The organism is Arundinibacter roseus (assembly GCF_004348825.1).
Classification (GTDB): domain Bacteria; phylum Bacteroidota; class Bacteroidia; order Cytophagales; family Spirosomataceae; genus Arundinibacter; species Arundinibacter roseus.
This window is the reverse complement of record NZ_SMJU01000005.1, coordinates 109,466-126,193: the sequence shown is the minus strand read 5'-3', so window position 1 is coordinate 126,193 and position 16,728 is coordinate 109,466. Positions and strand designations below refer to the sequence as shown.

At 49.1% G+C, this 16,728-nt stretch carries 15 protein-coding genes; 6 read left to right on the top strand and 9 right to left on the bottom strand.

Annotated features, from left to right (window positions below; all coding sequences use genetic code 11):
* The first annotated feature begins 167 nt into the window (after positions 1–167).
* Positions 168–851 (top strand): DUF3267 domain-containing protein, encoded by a 684-nt coding sequence (locus EZE20_RS08895; protein ID WP_132116682.1) that lies wholly within the window; start codon positions 168–170, stop codon positions 849–851.
* Between the two features lie 49 nt (positions 852–900).
* Entirely contained in the window at positions 901–1,812 is a 912-nt protein-coding gene (locus EZE20_RS08890; RefSeq protein WP_132116680.1) for an NAD-dependent epimerase/dehydratase family protein, read from the top strand.
* Positions 1,813–1,823: 11 nt separating this feature from the next.
* Here the strand turns inward: EZE20_RS08890 and EZE20_RS08885 are convergent, their stop codons facing one another.
* Positions 1,824–2,687 carry a 3-keto-disaccharide hydrolase gene (locus EZE20_RS08885; protein ID WP_132116678.1) on the bottom strand — a complete coding sequence of 288 codons (864 nt, stop codon included), beginning with the start codon at positions 2,685–2,687 and terminating at the stop codon, positions 1,824–1,826.
* Positions 2,688–2,859: 172 nt separating this feature from the next.
* Between EZE20_RS08885 and EZE20_RS08880 the strand changes: the two genes are divergently transcribed.
* The 3 genes from EZE20_RS08880 to EZE20_RS08870 all read left to right on the top strand — a co-directional run bounded on the left by EZE20_RS08880 (position 2,860) and on the right by EZE20_RS08870 (position 6,630).
* Complete coding sequence (locus EZE20_RS08880) at positions 2,860–3,801, top strand: class I SAM-dependent methyltransferase (protein ID WP_132116676.1); 942 nt, start codon at positions 2,860–2,862, stop codon at positions 3,799–3,801.
* Positions 3,802–3,945: 144 nt separating this feature from the next.
* Positions 3,946–4,932 (top strand): Kelch repeat-containing protein, encoded by a 987-nt coding sequence (locus EZE20_RS08875; RefSeq protein WP_228713649.1) that lies wholly within the window; start codon positions 3,946–3,948, stop codon positions 4,930–4,932.
* 63 nt (positions 4,933–4,995) lie between these two features.
* The gene (locus EZE20_RS08870) at positions 4,996–6,630 is read left to right on the top strand and encodes a M1 family metallopeptidase (RefSeq protein ID WP_132116674.1); all 1,635 of its coding nucleotides are present in this window, start codon (positions 4,996–4,998) and stop codon (positions 6,628–6,630) included.
* A 38-nt stretch (positions 6,631–6,668) separates the two neighbouring features.
* Here EZE20_RS08870 and EZE20_RS08865 read toward each other — a convergent pair whose 3' ends face one another.
* The 8 genes from EZE20_RS08865 to EZE20_RS08830 form a co-directional block, all read right to left on the bottom strand.
* Positions 6,669–7,790: a vWA domain-containing protein gene (locus EZE20_RS08865; protein WP_132116672.1), complete on the bottom strand. Its 1,122-nt coding sequence runs from the start codon at positions 7,788–7,790 to the stop codon at positions 6,669–6,671.
* Between the two features lie 29 nt (positions 7,791–7,819).
* Positions 7,820–8,728, bottom strand: coding sequence for an AAA family ATPase (locus EZE20_RS08860; protein ID WP_132116670.1), 909 nt, complete (start codon positions 8,726–8,728; stop codon positions 7,820–7,822).
* Between the two features lie 93 nt (positions 8,729–8,821).
* Positions 8,822–9,649, bottom strand: a complete 828-nt coding sequence (locus tag EZE20_RS08855) for an FAD binding domain-containing protein (protein ID WP_132116668.1) — start codon at positions 9,647–9,649, stop codon at positions 8,822–8,824.
* Between the two features lie 43 nt (positions 9,650–9,692).
* Positions 9,693–12,074, bottom strand: a complete 2,382-nt coding sequence (locus EZE20_RS08850) for a xanthine dehydrogenase family protein molybdopterin-binding subunit (protein WP_132116666.1) — start codon at positions 12,072–12,074, stop codon at positions 9,693–9,695.
* A 197-nt stretch (positions 12,075–12,271) separates the two neighbouring features.
* Complete coding sequence (locus EZE20_RS08845; protein WP_132116664.1) at positions 12,272–12,760, bottom strand: (2Fe-2S)-binding protein; 489 nt, start codon at positions 12,758–12,760, stop codon at positions 12,272–12,274.
* Positions 12,761–12,828: 68 nt separating this feature from the next.
* Positions 12,829–13,272 (bottom strand): CoxG family protein, encoded by a 444-nt coding sequence (locus EZE20_RS08840; RefSeq protein WP_132116662.1) that lies wholly within the window; start codon positions 13,270–13,272, stop codon positions 12,829–12,831.
* A 151-nt stretch (positions 13,273–13,423) separates the two neighbouring features.
* Positions 13,424–14,407 (bottom strand): AraC family transcriptional regulator, encoded by a 984-nt coding sequence (locus EZE20_RS08835; RefSeq protein WP_132116660.1) that lies wholly within the window; start codon positions 14,405–14,407, stop codon positions 13,424–13,426.
* A gap of 202 nt (positions 14,408–14,609) precedes the next feature.
* Positions 14,610–15,764 carry a cysteine desulfurase family protein gene (locus tag EZE20_RS08830; RefSeq protein WP_132116658.1) on the bottom strand — a complete coding sequence of 385 codons (1,155 nt, stop codon included), beginning with the start codon at positions 15,762–15,764 and terminating at the stop codon, positions 14,610–14,612.
* A gap of 207 nt (positions 15,765–15,971) precedes the next feature.
* Between EZE20_RS08830 and EZE20_RS08825 the strand changes: the two genes are divergently transcribed.
* The gene (locus EZE20_RS08825; protein WP_132116656.1) at positions 15,972–16,724 is read left to right on the top strand and encodes an SDR family NAD(P)-dependent oxidoreductase; all 753 of its coding nucleotides are present in this window, start codon (positions 15,972–15,974) and stop codon (positions 16,722–16,724) included.
* The last annotated feature ends 4 nt before the right edge of the window (positions 16,725–16,728 follow it).

Genomic DNA, 16,728 nt, shown 5'->3' with positions numbered 1-16,728 from the left:
CGGTGCCAGATAATCGCAAGGACGGTTTGTATGGGGGTAGGAAAAATCTGGCATACGTATGGACAATCTCTGAGGTAAGAAATCAGCTTGTATATACGACCACTTTTTCCAAATAGATGTTTCTGAATCAATGAATTGTCCAAATATTTTTACCAATATTTATTACCATGTCTCGCCCTACGACCAACTCCCTGCACGAATCTGGTTCCTACCGTCTGATTGAATCATTTACTATTGATGAAATGGCTCAGTTTCTCGCCCGAGAAGCAGGTATGCAACCTAAATCGGACGTTCCTAAACAAAAGAAGCCCGCCCGAATGATCCTCCTGACCGCCGTACTTGCGCTTGCTGGCGCAGCCTTTGGCTGGGTTATTGGCACGGCGCTGTTTACGTCCTCAGAAGATGAAGTGTGGCTTTCAGCCGGCTGGCAAATGCTGATCGCATTTTTGTGTTTTTTTATCATTTGGCTCCCGCTTCATGAAAGCATTCATGCCCTGGTTTTTAAAATGCTTGGCGCGCCAAAAGTTGGCTTTGGCTACTCTACCAAAGGAATGATGGTGTATGCCTATGCGCAGCGATTTGTGATGACGCTCCGCGAAAATTCCCTTGTTGCTGCCATGCCCTTTGTTGTGATCACGAGCCTGCTGATCCTGCTCATTTTTTTGGTGCCCGAACTAAAAACTGCCTGGATATTTACGCTTTTGCTGCATACACTGGGCTGTTTCGGAGATTTTATTTTGATAAAACATGCCTGGAAAAACCGCCACCGGGACATGTATACCTACGATGATATGACAGAAAAACGTACCTATTTTTTTGAGAAAACAGAATTAAAATCAGTAAACTCCTAGATGAAGCCGCTCTAATTCCAGGGATATTCATTCATAACAAACTATTCAAATGCGAATTCTATTTACAGGTGGCTCAGGAAAAGCAGGCAAACATGTAATTCCATACCTTCTCCATCAGGGACATCAAGTGCTCAATGTTGACCTTACACCTTTGCATCAGGCAGGTGTGGATAATCTGATTGCCGATATTACGGATTCAGGACAGATGTTCAATGCCATGAGTTCCTATACGGGTTTGTATGAATTGGAAGCGGGAAATGGTGTGCCAAAATTTGACGCAGTGGTACATTTTGCGGCTGTTCCCCGAATCTTAATTAAACCTGATAACGAAACATTTCGGGTCAATACCATTGGTACCTACAATGTCATTGAAGCGGCGGTCAAACTTGGCATTAAGAAAATTATCATTGCTTCATCAGAAACTACCTACGGCATCTGTTTTTCGGATGGCGCAACTGATCCCAAAGTTTTACCCCTGGAAGAGGATTATGACGTAGATCCGATGGATAGCTACGGGTTGTCGAAGGTGATTAATGAAAAAACGGCGCAAAGTTTTCAGCGCCGTTCTGGATTTGATATGTATGCCCTTCGGATCGGAAATGTGATTGAACCACACGAATATACCGAACTGTTTCCACATTATTTTAAAAATCCCGAAGTGCGCCGCCGAAATGCCTTCTGCTATATTGATGCCCGCGATCTGGGGCAGATCGTGGATTTATGTTTGAAAAAAGACGGGCTGGGCTATCAGGTTTTCAATGCCGGAAATGACCACAACGGGGCCATTATTCCGAGCAAAGAATTGGCTGAAACGTTCTTCCCTAATGTACCCGTTTCGCGCGAATTGGAAGAACACGAAGCCCTGTTTTCCAATCGTAAAATTCGTGAAGTGCTGGGATTTAAAGAACAGCACAACTGGCGGAAATACGTGAAATGGGATAAAGAGAGCGATGTTGATTGAGCCGAAGCGTACTATTTCTTACCCTTATAGGTGCACAAAGAGTTATCTTCTTTCACAAAATACGACTTGAAGTTAGTCGCTTTGGGGTCCATGCAGCCTTTCAGGTTCAGTAATTCTACTTTCCGGAATTCGACCGGATGGCTTTCACTTTGCAGCGAAATAGAACCTGACGTCAGTAGTTTTCCATCGGGTTTTTGAGCAGGGTCAAAGCCACTTACCGTACCTCCGCCCACCTGCGGCTTCTGGTAGTCAAGCACCATGTCGCCATTTATAAAATGCTGAATCAGCGAATCGCCAAGCACCAGCACTTCTGCTCGCACCCACTGATCGCCGTCGTAGGTTTGTGAAGTAGAGTTGATGCAGTGCTGCGTGACGAGTTTTCCATCCATGACAACATTGGTGCCGGGTGTGCAAAGGTTGCAGGTCGTGCGTTTTCCTTTTCCAAGACCGCCCAAAAGCTGCACTTCAATCGAAATCGGAAAGTCCTGATCTTTGCCCATTGACGCCGCCGATTGGCCATGCACCATGATTCCGCTATTGCGCTCCGCCCATCCCTCGCCGCCTTTGGGCTGTTGTCCAACAAACCGATACTCAACCGCAACCCGGTAGTACGAAAAATCTTCTTTGTAGAAGAGGTGCCCGTAGCGCTGTTTGAATTCGTCGTACTGATCGTAGCGCGTCACGATTTTTCCATCTTCGATCCGAAATGTATTGCCAAAATTCTCATTAAGATCATAGCCTCTGATTTTGAGATCCCAGCCGCTAAGGTCTTTTCCGTTAAACAATTGCCTCCATTCTTCTTTATCAGCCTTTTTTTGTGCCATTGCCACAAAACTAACCAAAACGAAAAGAATACTGAGTGTTACATTTTTCATGAAAAAAATAAATTAAAGTCTAAAAATACGCGGGTCCGTTGCCCAAAGCAATAGAGCCAAATTTGACCAAAATATACTACAATGCCGGATTCAAAGTCGTTTTTTCTATCTTTGAACTACAAACATTCGGCGACAAATGTCATTTTTTAACCTAAAAAACAAAGAATAACTAGTGAAGGAAACCCGTGCAGCAACCAGGAAGAAAGGACATTCAGAGGATTTTTTTGGCGATTATAGAGATTTTTGGTGGAATGAGAGTTTCCTGAACCTGCTGGCCCGGCGGCTCGACCTGCATCAATGCCACAGCATGCTTGATGTAGGCTGCGGACAGTGCCATTGGAGTAAACTCCTGGTCAATTATCTGACTCCCACAGAAGATACTCCCATACAGGTTTGCGGGGTAGACAGCGACCGCAAGTGGGCAAAAGGGAGTCCGGCTCTTCGAGCGTACTTTGAAGAAAAAGGGGTTGATTTTGAGTTAAAAAAAGCCAACGCCGATACGCTGCCTTATCCCGACAATTGGTTTGATCTGGTTACGTGCCAAACTCTGCTCATTCACGTGCCGCAGCCTACGGAGGTAATTGCGGAAATGGTTCGGGTGCTGCGTCCGGGTGGAATTATTTTGTGCGCTGAGCCAAATAATCTTGTGCAAAGCCTTACCCGAAGTTCGATTTCTAGCAACGATCCCGTTGATGACGTGCTGGAACATGTAAAATATGCTCTGCTTTTTGAACGCGGAAAAAAGGAACTGGGGCAAGGCGACAACTCTCTGGGCGACCTCGTGCCGGGGCTGCTGGCGCAGGCCGGTCTGGAATCCATTGACGTACGGCTTTCGGATAAAGCAATTGCCATGTATCCGCCGTACGATACTGCCGAGCAGGTAGCGACTCGTCAGCAATGGAAATCGGGCGATCGCTGGAATTCTGAGGAGTTTAGCGAATATGACTATTTCAAAGCGCTGGGTCAGGAATCTCTGGATTTTTACGAGTACTACGTCCGGAAATATGCACATCTGAGTGAAAAAACTGAACGCTTTATCAATGCCCGAAAATACCATTCCGGCGGTGGGGCTATGATGTACGTGGTGTCGGCAGTAAAACCGTTTCCGGTTTAGCTATTTACCGATTTGTACAGAAGAGACAACTAACCTAACTCAAAGACCGTAGAATTGTCTCGACTTTGATCAAGATTCGGTATATTGTAGATAAATCTTTCCTTTTTGGTTTACTTCGTATACATGACCCAAAACCGCAGAACTATGAAGCCATATTTAATCAAAACGTGTCTGACTTACGTGATGTTTGCCGGAGCGTTTGCTACTGTTGCCAATGCACAAATCTGGAAGGCGGCTGAGCCCATGAGCCTGCCTACGGCACGGCACGAAAGTGCCCTGACAGCCGTCAAAGGCAAGCTTTATTTGCTCGGTGGCCGCGGTGTTAAGCCAATTGATAGCTACGATCCCAAAAAAGATACCTGGACAACCAAAGCGATGGCGCCGCTGGAAATGAGCCATTTTCAGGCAATTACGTTTCGGGATGAAGTCTATGTGGTTGGGGCATTTACGGGCAGTTATCCGCACGAAACCCCAATTCCAGTGATGTACATTTACAACCCCGAGCGCGACGAATGGCGTGAAGGTCCTGCCATTCCCAAAGATCGGTTGCGGGGAGCTTCCGGGGCTTTTGTGTACAATGATAAAATCTATATTATTTGCGGAATTCAGGATGGGCATTGGGATGGACACGTGGCCTGGTTTGATGAGTACGACCCCAAAACCAATACCTGGCGTACTCTGCCCGACGCCCCCCGCCCCCGCGACCACGTGTCGGTGGCTATGGTTGGCAGTAAGCTCTATGTAGCCGGCGGTCGACTTTCTACGGCCCGAATCAAGCAGGTGCTCAACCTCACTATTCCGGAAGTTGATGTCTATGATTTTAAAACCAATTCCTGGACAACGCTTGAAGCTGCCAATAATTTACCCACGCTTCGCGCTGGAAATATGGCCGTGGCTTATGGGCAGAAAGTACTCATTATTGGGGGTGAAAGCGACAAACAAGTGCCTGCGCACAGCGAGGTTGAAGGCTTTAATACCAAAACCGGAACCTGGGAAAAACTCCCATCGCTGTTTCAGGGTCGGCATGGCACCGGAGCCGTGGTAGTCAATGGTAAAGTGTACGTAGTGGCAGGTTCGGCCAACCGCGGCGGCGGACCGGAATTAACCTCTATGGAGGTATTGGAAAAGTAGTTTTCCCAATAAATAAAAATTCATTCGATTCGTTTTTGCTATTTTTATCTTCCTGACAATTTCATGACAAAGTATTTCCTCAGTCTTTTTTTTGTGCTTTTTTCAGCCGTCGCTTTTGGCCAGAATTTAGGTTTTACCCATCAAGACACCTTGCGCGGGAGCGTAGGGCCGGGGCGGGATTGGTGGCGGCTTTCATCGTATAAGCTCGACATCAGCGCAAATCCGGCGGATAGTAGCCTGCGGGGAAGCAACACGGTGTACTACACGGTGTTGAAACCTCATCAGATAATGCAAATAGATTTGCAGCCACCGCTCTCGATTGACAAAGTCGTTCAAAACGGACAGGAGCTTCAATTTCAGCGGGATGGCAATGCGTATTTTATCACGCTGACAAAAATTCAGGAAAAAGGAAAACAGGAATTCGTGCAGGTATTTTATTCCGGAAAACCCAAAGTAGCAACCCGCCCGCCCTGGGAAGGAGGCGTGCAGTGGGAAAAAGACGGCAAAGGCAATCCGTTCATTGCAACATCGTGTCAGGGATTGGGCAGCAGCGTGTGGTGGCCCTGCAAGGATCACATGTACGAAGAGCCCGATAGCATGCAGATCAACATCCGGGTACCAAAACCCCTCATGAATGTATCGAACGGGCAGTTGCGTAACGTAACAGAACATGCTGACGGAAGCCGTACGTTTCATTGGTTTGTAGCCAATCCGATCAATAATTATGGGGTCAATATGAACGTGGCCGACTACGTAAGCTGGAAAGAAACTTTTGACGGTGAAAAAGGCAAACTTGACCTGAGCTACTACGTGCTGCCGGCCGATCTGGAAAAAGCCAAAGAACAATTTAAGCAGGTGCCGCTGATGCTCAAAGCATTTGAACACTGGTTTGGGCCGTATCCTTTTTACGAAGATGGCTACAAGCTCGTGCAGGTTCCTTACCTCGGCATGGAACACCAAAGTTCGGTTACCTACGGCAATGGGTTTAAAAACGGCTATCTCGGGCGCGATTTATCCAATACCGGCTGGGGTTTAAAGTGGGACTTTATAATCATTCATGAAAGCGGGCATGAATGGTTTGCCAATAACATTACTTACAAAGATGTAGCCGATATGTGGGTACACGAAAGTTTTACCAACTATTCCGAAAATCTCTATACCGAGTATCATTTTGGCAAAGAAGCCGGAGCAGATTATGTGATTGGTACCCGTAAACTGATTCAGAACAAAAGCCCGATTGTGGGTGTGTATGGCGTCAATCAGGAAGGCTCAGGTGATATGTACTACAAAGGCGGAAATATGCTGCACACCATTCGGCAAATCGTGAACGATGATGAAAAGTGGCGGTCTATTTTGCGGGGAATGAACAAAACGTACTACCACAAGACTGTGATGGGTTCTGAAATTGAAAACTACATCAGTCAGCAGGCCGGGCGTAATTTCACAAAGGTATTTGACCAATACCTGCGCGATGTGCGCATTCCCCGACTGGAATATTCAATGAGTGGAAAAACCCTGCGCTACCGCTGGGCTAATGTCGTGGAAGGTTTTGATATGCCCGTTAAAATTACCTTGGCTGGTAAAAAGCCACAGATAATTTATCCCGAAACGGCCTGGAAAGCACTGAAAACCAAAGGTTCAACGGCCCTGGAAGTTGATCGAAATTTTTATGTGGATGCCGGGATAGTTTCCAGGTAAAGTGCTGTGATTTTCTGGTGAAATTTTTATGGTTTCCCTTACAGCCACTTTCCCAGCGCGCGCAGGCTTGCGGCATTGTGAGCCGAGGCAAATACGTCAATAGCGGGTAGTGCAGCCTGCATGGCAGCAGTGCGCGGCTCATAGCCGGGGCGTCCGGCCAAAGGATTTAACCAAATTACCTTGCGGGATTTTTGGTGAATTTGCTGCATGGCATCGGCCAGAGTTTCGCCCTGATCGGTGTCCCAGCCGTCGCTGAGAATCACCACAAGGGTGTCTTTCGTGAGCAGACGACCGTAGTCCGCCACAAACGTTTGAAAGCTCGCCCCGATGCGCGTACCACCCGACCAGCCTGAGGGTTTGGCAGATAGTTTTTGTAAGGCTTCCTGATAATTTTGCTGATTTAAATCCGAGGTAATCCGGTGCAGGTCGGTACTAAAAACGAAGGTTTCCATGCGCCGGAATACCCGCTGAAAAGCATACATAAACTGAATCAGAAAAGCGCTGTACAAATCCATGGATTTGCTGACATCAGCCAAAATCACCAGTTTGGTGCGGTTGCGGCGAGGGCGTTTGTAGTGAAGCTCCATCATTTCTCCCCCGCGGCGCAGGTTGTGACGAAGCGTACGACGGAGGTCAAACGTACGGCGATGAAACGCCCGCTCCTGCCGGCGGCTTAGTCGTCGGCTCAGGGTTTGGGCAATTTCGCGGAGGAGTTGTTCCAGCTCTTTCAGCTGATCCGACGGGATAAGTGAAAAATCCTGTTGGCTCAGCGTTTCGGCAGTAGAGTAGGTCGCCGTTTCGATTTCCTGCGTATTTTTATTGCCGCTCAACCACGATTTTAAGGTGTCAAAGGAAGGTTGCGAGCTACCATTTTGTTTGGATTTTTTAGTCGCATCTTCCTTTATTTTACTATCTACGGCATGTTCCAATTCCTGCCAGTAAGCCTCAAAATGCTGTCCAAACTGTTCAACTTCCTGCACCGTGCGGGTGAGACTTACCTGCAAAGCCAGGGCAAAAGTAGCGCGGTTGTTGGGAGAAAGCAGCGCGGCTGCACGCAGGGCCGTAGCCTGTTCTTCGGGACCAATTGCAAAACCATTGGCCCGTAAATAGCGGCAGAAAGCCACGATGTTGTCAACAAGGGACGTGTGGCGTGAGATCATCGTGTGGAATGATAGTAAGTTATCGATTTTTACAGAGCATCCAACTTGGAAATAACCCCCATTTTTGCGTATAATTCTGTCAGAGAAAGTTGAGCAGTTCGGGTATCTTTCCAGTCTTTCAGAATAACGCCCAGCGTTTGTTCAATTAGTTTTTTGGGCAAATAATCAAAATGCAGCGCTGCCAATGCCGTAGCCCAGTCGATCGTTTCGGCAATACCGGGTGTTTTTTCGAGTCGCAGTTGACGCAATTCCTGCATAAAACGGCAGATTTGTTCGGCAATTTTTTCATTGAGTTGAGGGACTTTCCCTTTAACAATCGCCAATTCTTTTTCAAAATCAGGATAATCAATCCAAAGGTACAGGCAGCGGCGGCGGAGCGCGTCCGATAGCTCCCGCACACGGTTTCCGGTCACGATCACCTGCGGAATGTGGGTGGCTCGAATCGTACCGATTTCTGGAATTGTAATTTGCCAGTCTGATAGTACTTCCAGCAAATAGCTTTCAAATTCTTCATCCGCCCGATCTACCTCGTCAATCAGCAAAACGGGAGATTTGTGATGGGTAATCGCTTGAAGCAGTGGGCGTTTCAGGAGGAATTTTTCACTAAACAATTCATCTTCTGCCGGGAGCGATTGATCGGACGTTTTGGACAGCACTTCCAGCATTTTTAGATGGAGCAACTGCCGCTGATAATTCCATTCATACAAAGCATGCGATGCATCAAGCCCTTCGTAGCATTGCAGCCGAATCAGATCCGTATCCATAGCCCGTGCCATTACTTTGGCAATTTCGGTTTTGCCTACTCCTGCCGGACCTTCAATCAGCAATGGTTTTTGAAGCTGCATCGATAAATACACAGCCATCGTGACGGACGGCTCGGTGATGTAGCCCTGCGTCAATAAAAGCTCGGCGATACGTTCTAATTCAGGATTTTGCATGCAATTGTTTCAGGAAACATGTTTTTGAATGAAAGAAGACTATCAGAAAACAAACGGGTAGTCATTCTTTCATTCAAAAAACACGAGACATTATTAATAAAGAAGGGCTTTCAAAGCTTTTCTGCAATAGACCCGCGCCAAATGATGCCGGTAGGTTTCGGAGGCATAGTGGTCTACATTAAACTCCATACCCTGAGCAGTTAATGCAACGGCTGCTTCCAGGGCCTCTTCCGACCAATCGCCCACGGCATTTTCTACGGCTGTATCACGAAAGGGCGCATCGGCTACGCCCGTAAAGGCAACCCGCGCCGTGCCGTCAGGATGACGCAAAGCAGCACACCCTACAATCGCAAAACGGGAAGCCGGTTGTACAAATTTCTGGTACGTCATTTTGGTGCCTTCTGCCGGAATCGGAAAACGGATTTCGGTGATAATCTCTCCGCTTTCCAGGGCAGTGGAATAAAAACCGGTAAAGAAATCATCCGAGCTAATGGACCGTGTTCCCGTTTTACTCTGCACCACCACGGTTCCCTCAGCGGCAAGTACCATAGCGGGCCAGTCGGCAGAGGGGTCAGCGTGGGCAAGGCTGCCCCCGAGAGTTCCTTTGTGCCGGATCATGGGGTCGCCAATGAGAGCGGCACCTTCGGCAAACATCGGTAAATGCTGCTTAATCAGATCCGATTCCAGAATGTCGCTATGCGTAGCGGCAGCACCAATGACCAGCTCATTCCCGTCCATTTTTATTCCTTTCAGGGACGGAATGCGGGCGATGTCAATTAGTTTTCCGGGTGCCGAAAGTCGCAGTTTGAGCGCCGGAATCAGGCTATGCCCACCGGCCAGAATCTTGCTGTCGTCGTCCAGCAGGTCGAGTGCTGCTTCTACCGTATCGGGCCTTGTATAGTCAAATTCGTAAGAAATCATACGTAGATTTTGTGTTTAGGATGAAAGAAAATAGAAATCTGCCTCACGATTGCATAGCACGCCACACGCGTTCCGGGGTGAGTGGCATGCGAATATCCTTCACAGGATGTCCGCCACTCCAAAGTGCATCAATCACCGCATTTACCACGGCAGGCGTAGAACCAATGCAGCCCGCCTCACCGGCTCCCTTTACACCCAGCGGATTGTGCGGGCAGGGAGTTTCCTGACGGTCGAGTTCAAACATCGGCAAATCGTCGGCACGAGGCATGGCATAATCCATGTACGAACCGTTAATCAACTGTCCATTTTCATCGTAAATAGCGCCTTCCAGCAGCGCCTGCCCGATTCCCTGCGCCAGTCCTCCGTGGATTTGGCCGTCTACAATCATGGGGTTAACCACATTTCCAACGTCGTCTACGGCAATAAATCGTTTGAGAGTTACTTTCCCGGTTTCTGTATCCACTTCTACAACGGCAATATGACAGCCAAATGGATAGGTAAAATTGGCCGGATCGTAGAAACTCGAAAAATCCAGGCCGGGTTCGAGGCCCTGCGGGTAGACGTGTGGTACGTAAGCCGTAAGGGCAACGTCGCCAAAACTAACCGATTGGTCGGTTCCTTTCACTGTCCATTTTCCTTCGGCATATTCGAGGTCGCCTTCGGCGCATTCGAGCTTGTGTGCGGCAATTTTCGCACCTTTTTCCAATACTTTCTCAATACTTTTGACAATCGCCGAGCCACCCACCGCAAGGCTACGTGAGCCGTAGGTTCCCATACCGAAGGCCACTGCGTCAGAGTCGCCGTGAATGATGTCTACATCTTCCATCGGAATTCCGAGCTTGTCAGCCACGACCTGCGCAAAGGTGGTTTCGTGACCCTGTCCGTGCGAGTGGGAGCCCGAGTACACGCTTACTTTGCCCGTAGGCTGCACGCGTACCTGCGCCGATTCATAAAGTCCGGCGCGCGCACCCAATGCGCCCACAACGGCGGAAGGAGCAATGCCGCAAGCTTCTACGTAGGTCGAAAATCCGACACCCAGGAGTTTGCCATTTTGGGCAGCTTCGCGTTGCATCTGCCGGAAATTTTCGTAGCCCAGCATTTCTACACCACGATCCAGCACTCCCTGATAGTTCCCGGAGTCGTATTGCAGCGCCACTTGTGTTTGGTAGCCGGGCTCGCTTACGCCATTAAATGCCGGAATAAAATTCTGCTTGCGCAGCTGCACCGGATCTTTCCCCATTTCCAGCGCGGCCAAATCCATGAGGCGTTCCAACAGGTAGGTAGCTTCGGGGCGTCCGGCTCCTCGGTAGGCATCCACGGCCACGGTATGCGTAAACATCCCGCACAGATCAATGTGGATTTTGGGAGTAGTGTATAACCCCTGCAAAAGTGTTCCGTGCAGATACGTAGGCACTGCCGGGGCAAAAGTCGACAGGTAGGCACCAAGGTTTGCATAGGTTTTTATGCGCAGTGCCTGCACGTTTCCGTCGGCGTCAAATCCCATTTCGGCTTTTGTCACGTGGTCGCGGCCGTGAGCGTCGAGCATGAATGCCTCCGAGCGGGTTTCGGTCCATTTAATGGGCCGGTTAATTTGTTTGGAAGCCCAGGTCACGAGCGCTTCTTCCGTATAGTGGAAAATTTTTGACCCAAAACCACCGCCTACGTCCGGCCCCAGCACACGTACTTTATGTTCGGGCAGGCCAAGCACAAAAGCACACATCAACAGACGTATCAAATGCGGATTTTGCGTGGAGGTATACAGCGTGTATTTATCAATATGTTCTTCATAATGACCAATATAGGCGCGCGGCTCAATGGCGTTTGGAATCATGCGCTGATTCACAAATTCGAGCGATGTAACATGCGCCGACTGCGCGATAGCCTCGTCAACTTCGCTGAGCGGATTGCCCAGCTCCCAGTCAAAAGCCAGGTTGCCGGGAGCGTCAGCGTGCACGAGTGCTGCGCCTTCCTGAGCTGCTTTGAACGGATCCGTTACAGCGTCAAGTTCTTCCCATTCCACTTCTACGGCCTCGGAGGCATCTACTGCGGCTGCATAGGTTTCCGCAATGACAACCGCCACCGGGTCGCCGATATGCTTGGACGTGCTGCCGGTTGCAATCAGCAGGGGATGAGGCGGTTCCTTCATAGTATCGCCATTTTTGAAATTAACCTGCCATCCTGTCGGCACACCCACAATGCCCGTGGCCTTGATGTCGTCGCCGGTAAAAATGGCGACCACGCCCGGCATGTTTTGGGCAGCAGATAGATCAATGCTGATTACCCTGGCGTGAGCATATGGACTCCTTACAAAAGAAGCGTGGGTCATGCCCACTAGTTTTATATCGTCGGTATAGCGGCCTTTTCCGGTGATGTAGCGCTTGTCTTCGGTACGCCTCACCGATTGACCAATATATTTATTACTCATAAATGCTTTGGGTTGAATGAGTGATTGAATAAGGAGCTGTTAGCTGTTAAGCTGTTAGCAATTAGGTTTTATAAATATTTAATTTTGAGGGAGATAAATTAAGTTTCTCAAAAACATAAGAAAGTTTTTATATGTATAAACTTTAAATGCTGGGAGAAATACCTGCGCAAATGAACGAGGTGAATCGCTTCGTTCGATCAGGCGGTTACGGCTTTATCTTCCTTCATTTTCTGCGCAGCCCATTGTACTGATTTAACAATGTTGTGGTAGCCGGTGCAGCGGCAGAAATTACCTTCCAATGCGTGCCGAATTTGTTCTTCGCTAGGGTCCGGGTTCGATTGAAGAAAATCTGCCGCAGACATAATCATGCCCGTCGTACAAAAACCGCATTGCAGCCCGTGGCACTCTTTGAAGCCTTCCTGCAAGGGGTGCAGTTCGCTGCCCGAAGGCGCCAAGCCTTCAATTGTCGTAATTTCACAGCCGTCGGCCTGTACGGCCAACATAGAGCAAGACTTGACGGATTGGCCATCCAGGTGAATGGTGCAGGAGCCGCAGCTACTGGTATCGCAGCCAATGTGTGTGCCGGTGAGGCTCAGTACTTCCCGCAGATAATGCGCCAGCAACAGGCGTGGCTCTACTTCGTGCGAGTATACTTTGCCATTAACTTTTACCGTAATTTTTGCCATAGGTTTAAGGGTATTTATAAGGTTTTGGAAAACGTAATTTGATGTGATTCAGGGAGAAATGTGCCTCGTCATACTGTTTCTATTTCCTGCTCGAAATTGTTGAAAAACTGTTTTGTCAGCGTATGAGCTACGCCACTCATGACGCGGTTTCCGGTGCGGGCCAACAGCCCCGACAGCTTGGCACCGCCGTCAAAAACGAGCTCGGTGTGGCCTTCGTCAGTGGGTTTCAGGTCAATGCGAATGGTAGCGTCAGCATTGCCGATTTTGCTGCTTTGCTTCACGTGCAGGGTATAGCCTTCGCCTTCCCGAATATCCTGAAGCGTCAATCCCCCCGAAAAAGAGCCGCTCACGGGCCCCATTTTTATTTCAGCAACCGCCTTGTATTCATTTTCGGCGGTTTTTTCCAGTCGTGTAATGCCCGGTACAATGCGGGCGAGTGTGTCCGTATCCATCAGCATAGCCCAAATGCGGTTGGTATCAGCATTCAGGATGTGTGAGCCAGTTAAGTCCATAGTTATTTCTAGTCATAAAAGTGAAAGAGTTCAAATTTATAATAGAATTATTCAATAAATAAGGACGATTGCATCAACTTGCTACACGATTCTATCAGATCGAACAGGTAAACAAAGTAGGGGAAAGAAATAAATAAGGGTATATGAAAAATCAGAATGCGCCGTTTTGCCAGGATTCGGACGTAACCCAAAGGGCGTTTTGTGTTTGTAGCCGTGCGAGGTGTCGTTCTTTGTATTGTGTTGGCGTAAGGCCGGTATTTTTCCGAAAAACTTTCAGGAAATAATTGACGTGGTTGAACCCGCAGGCAAAGGCCACGTCCGTAATCGTACGATCGGGCTGAAGCAGTAGTTCCGACGCCAGCCGAATGCGCTCGCGGTTGATAAACTCTATGGGCGAAAATCCAAATTGCTGCTTAAAACTGCGGTAAAACGTAGGCTCGCTCATGCAGGCCTGCTCCGCAAGCGTGGCCACAGAGATACTCTCGTGCAAATGTTGCCGCAGATACTGAATGGCATACGCCAGGCGATTGCGGTGAGCATGTGCCTGCGAATTGGCCATGAGCACGTTGCGCGCCTTGGTTTGCATCAGGCGGATGGTGAGTTCCTGCAAGATCAATTCAGCAAAGTAATCGCGGGCGGAATTGCCTTCGGTACACACAAAAATCAGACGGTTGAGGAGCTGATTGATGGTTTCATCATTGGTAAAATATAGATTGTCAGGCGTAAACTGCCAGCCATCGGCACTATCAATGAGCGGCGCACGCTCGTTGAGATCATCCGTAAGTTTGTGTATTTTTTCTTCCGAAAGGGCCAATGCAAGGCACTGCGTAGGACTTTGCAGGGTCGCTTCCGGGAAGTCGATACGCATGACCCCATCGCCGGGAACCAAAACGGACTGACCCGGAAAAAAATCAAACGCCGCAACACCGTCCAAATGCATCACTTTTTTTCCCTGAATCATACTTGCCAGCACCGGATAATTGAACGACAGCTGAATATCTTCGGCCCGGGCGTGGGTTTCGTAGATATTGAGCTCGGCCATGTGCAGCGCGTAGGCGGTGCGATTTTCGACCATATCGTCAAGCTTTCGGCCTGTAAGGTGTTTGGAAATATCCAGAGAAGGTTTAGTTTTCATGCCTGACAGTAGATAGGATTTTCTATTTCTTCGGTCTATGCCGCCCAACCTGCCACAACGCAATCCGTCATTTCCTGGGGTTGGGGTATCAAATATATATAATTTAAAGATGAAATAGTACTATGAGGAGTAAAAGTGCGCTGTAAGGTATTAGCCGAAGTGAAAACTACACTTTATTGTCTTCACTTTTTCCCCGTACATACTACGCCCCATTCCGAATCCTCGACACCACTTCCAGTATATGGCCGATTGCCAGATCAATATCTTCGGAAGTTGTGAAACGACCGAGGCTAAAACGAATAGAGGCATGAGCCAGGTCGTCGGGCAGGCCGAGGGCTTTGAGTACAAACGAAGGCTCCACCGAGGCCGACGTACAAGCCGATCCGTTGGAAACTGCCAGTCGGTGCAGCGACATGAGCAGTTCTTCGCCGTCGAGCCCGCCAAACGAAATGTTGGTGGTTTGCGGCAATCGCTGCGTGCGGTGGCCGTTGATTTGCGTGTTGAGGAGAGAGTTTATGAGGTTGTTTTCCAGCGTATTTCGTAATTCTGTTAGCCTGGTTGATTCCTTAGCGAGTTCTTTTTGAGCCAGCGCACAGGCCACACCGAGCCCCACAATGCCGGGCACGTTGAGCGTACCGGAGCGCAGGCCGCGCTCGTGGCGTCCGCCGTCAAGCTGAGCCGTAAGCGAAATGCCCTTGCGGACATACAATGCACCCACGCCTTTGGGGCCGTACAGTTTGTGGGCCGACAAACTCAGCAGATCAATGGCAGCGTGTTGGACGTCAATCGGCACTTTGCCCACGGCCTGCGTGGCATCGGTATGGAAGAGTACACCGGCTTTTCGGCACAGACTGCCGATTTCGATAATGGGTTGAATCACGCCGATTTCGTTGTTGGCGTACATCACCGACACCAGCAGGGTATCGGGCCGAAGGGCGTCCTGAACCTGTTCCGGACAAATGAGCCCGTCTGAATCCGGCAGCAGGTAGGTTACTTCTGCGCCAAATGCTTCCAGGTGCTGACAGGTGTCAAGCACTGCCTTGTGCTCGGTGGCTACCGTAATAATATGTTTTCGGGAGGCTCCGAGCGCTTCAAAAGCACCTTTAAGTGCCAGATTGTTGGATTCGGTGGCACCGCTCGTAAACACAATTTCTTTTTCAGTAGCCCCCAAAATCCTTGCTACCTGTTGTCGGGCTGTGGCGACGGCTTCGGCTGCTTCCCAGCCGTAGAGGTGTGTTCGGCTCGCGGCATTGCCAAAGTTCCCGGTCAGCCACGGCATCATGCTGTCGAGCACGCGCTGATCAAGCGGAGTAGTGGCGTTGTAGTCGAGATAAATCGGACGTGCGGAAGCAGACATACTATTTATTTGGAGCGGTTGATTGGTAGGTAAAATTTAGAAACATGCCAGACCGTAAGGAAGTTTTCTGGTTTGATAGTAAATCGTATTTACAGGAAACTTCTCCTATAAAAACAGTAGAGTAGCCCAGTAAAAATTCAATGGTACAGATTTTTTTAACAAATTAAGTCTAATTTGTGCTTTGTAAAATCAATTAACTTAGATCGTATGTCCAGAATTGCACTTATAACGGGCGCTTCGTCCGGCATTGGAAAAGCCACCGCCATGGCGTTGTCAAAAAGCGGGATTGACCTCATTCTTTGCGGGCGCCGCGAGGACCGCCTGCGCGAACTGAGCGAGACACTTGCTCCCTATACCCGCACAACCATTCTTACCTTTGACGTCAGCGACCGCAAGGCCGTTACACACGCCATTGACTCGCTGCCGGCGGAATGGCAGGCAATTGATATCCTGGTAAATAATGCTGGAAATGCTCATGGCTTTGACTCCATTGAGGTGGGCGATCCTGCCGATTGGGACGCCATGCTCGACAGCAACGTAAAAGGATTGCTTTACGTCACCAAAGCAGTGACTCCTGGCATGGTGTTGCGGGGAAAAGGTCATATTGTAAATATCAGCTCGATTGCGGGTAAAGAAACCTACGCCAACGGAACGGTGTACTGTGCTTCCAAAGCCGCCGTAGAAGCTCTCAGTGAAGGTATGCGTCTGGACCTGACCAAGCACGGAATCAAGGTAACAAACATTGCACCGGGTGCGGTAGAAACGGAGTTTTCGCTCATTCGTTTTAAGGGTGATGAAGCTCGTGCCGGAAAGGTGTATGAAGGGTTTGTGCCCCTGCGCGCCGAGGATATTGCCGATTGTATCGCCTATGCAGTATTGGCACCCGCCCACGTGACGATTTCGGACATGACCATTTTGGCCTCAGCGCAGGCAGCGGCCACGACGGTTTATCGTAAGTAAATAG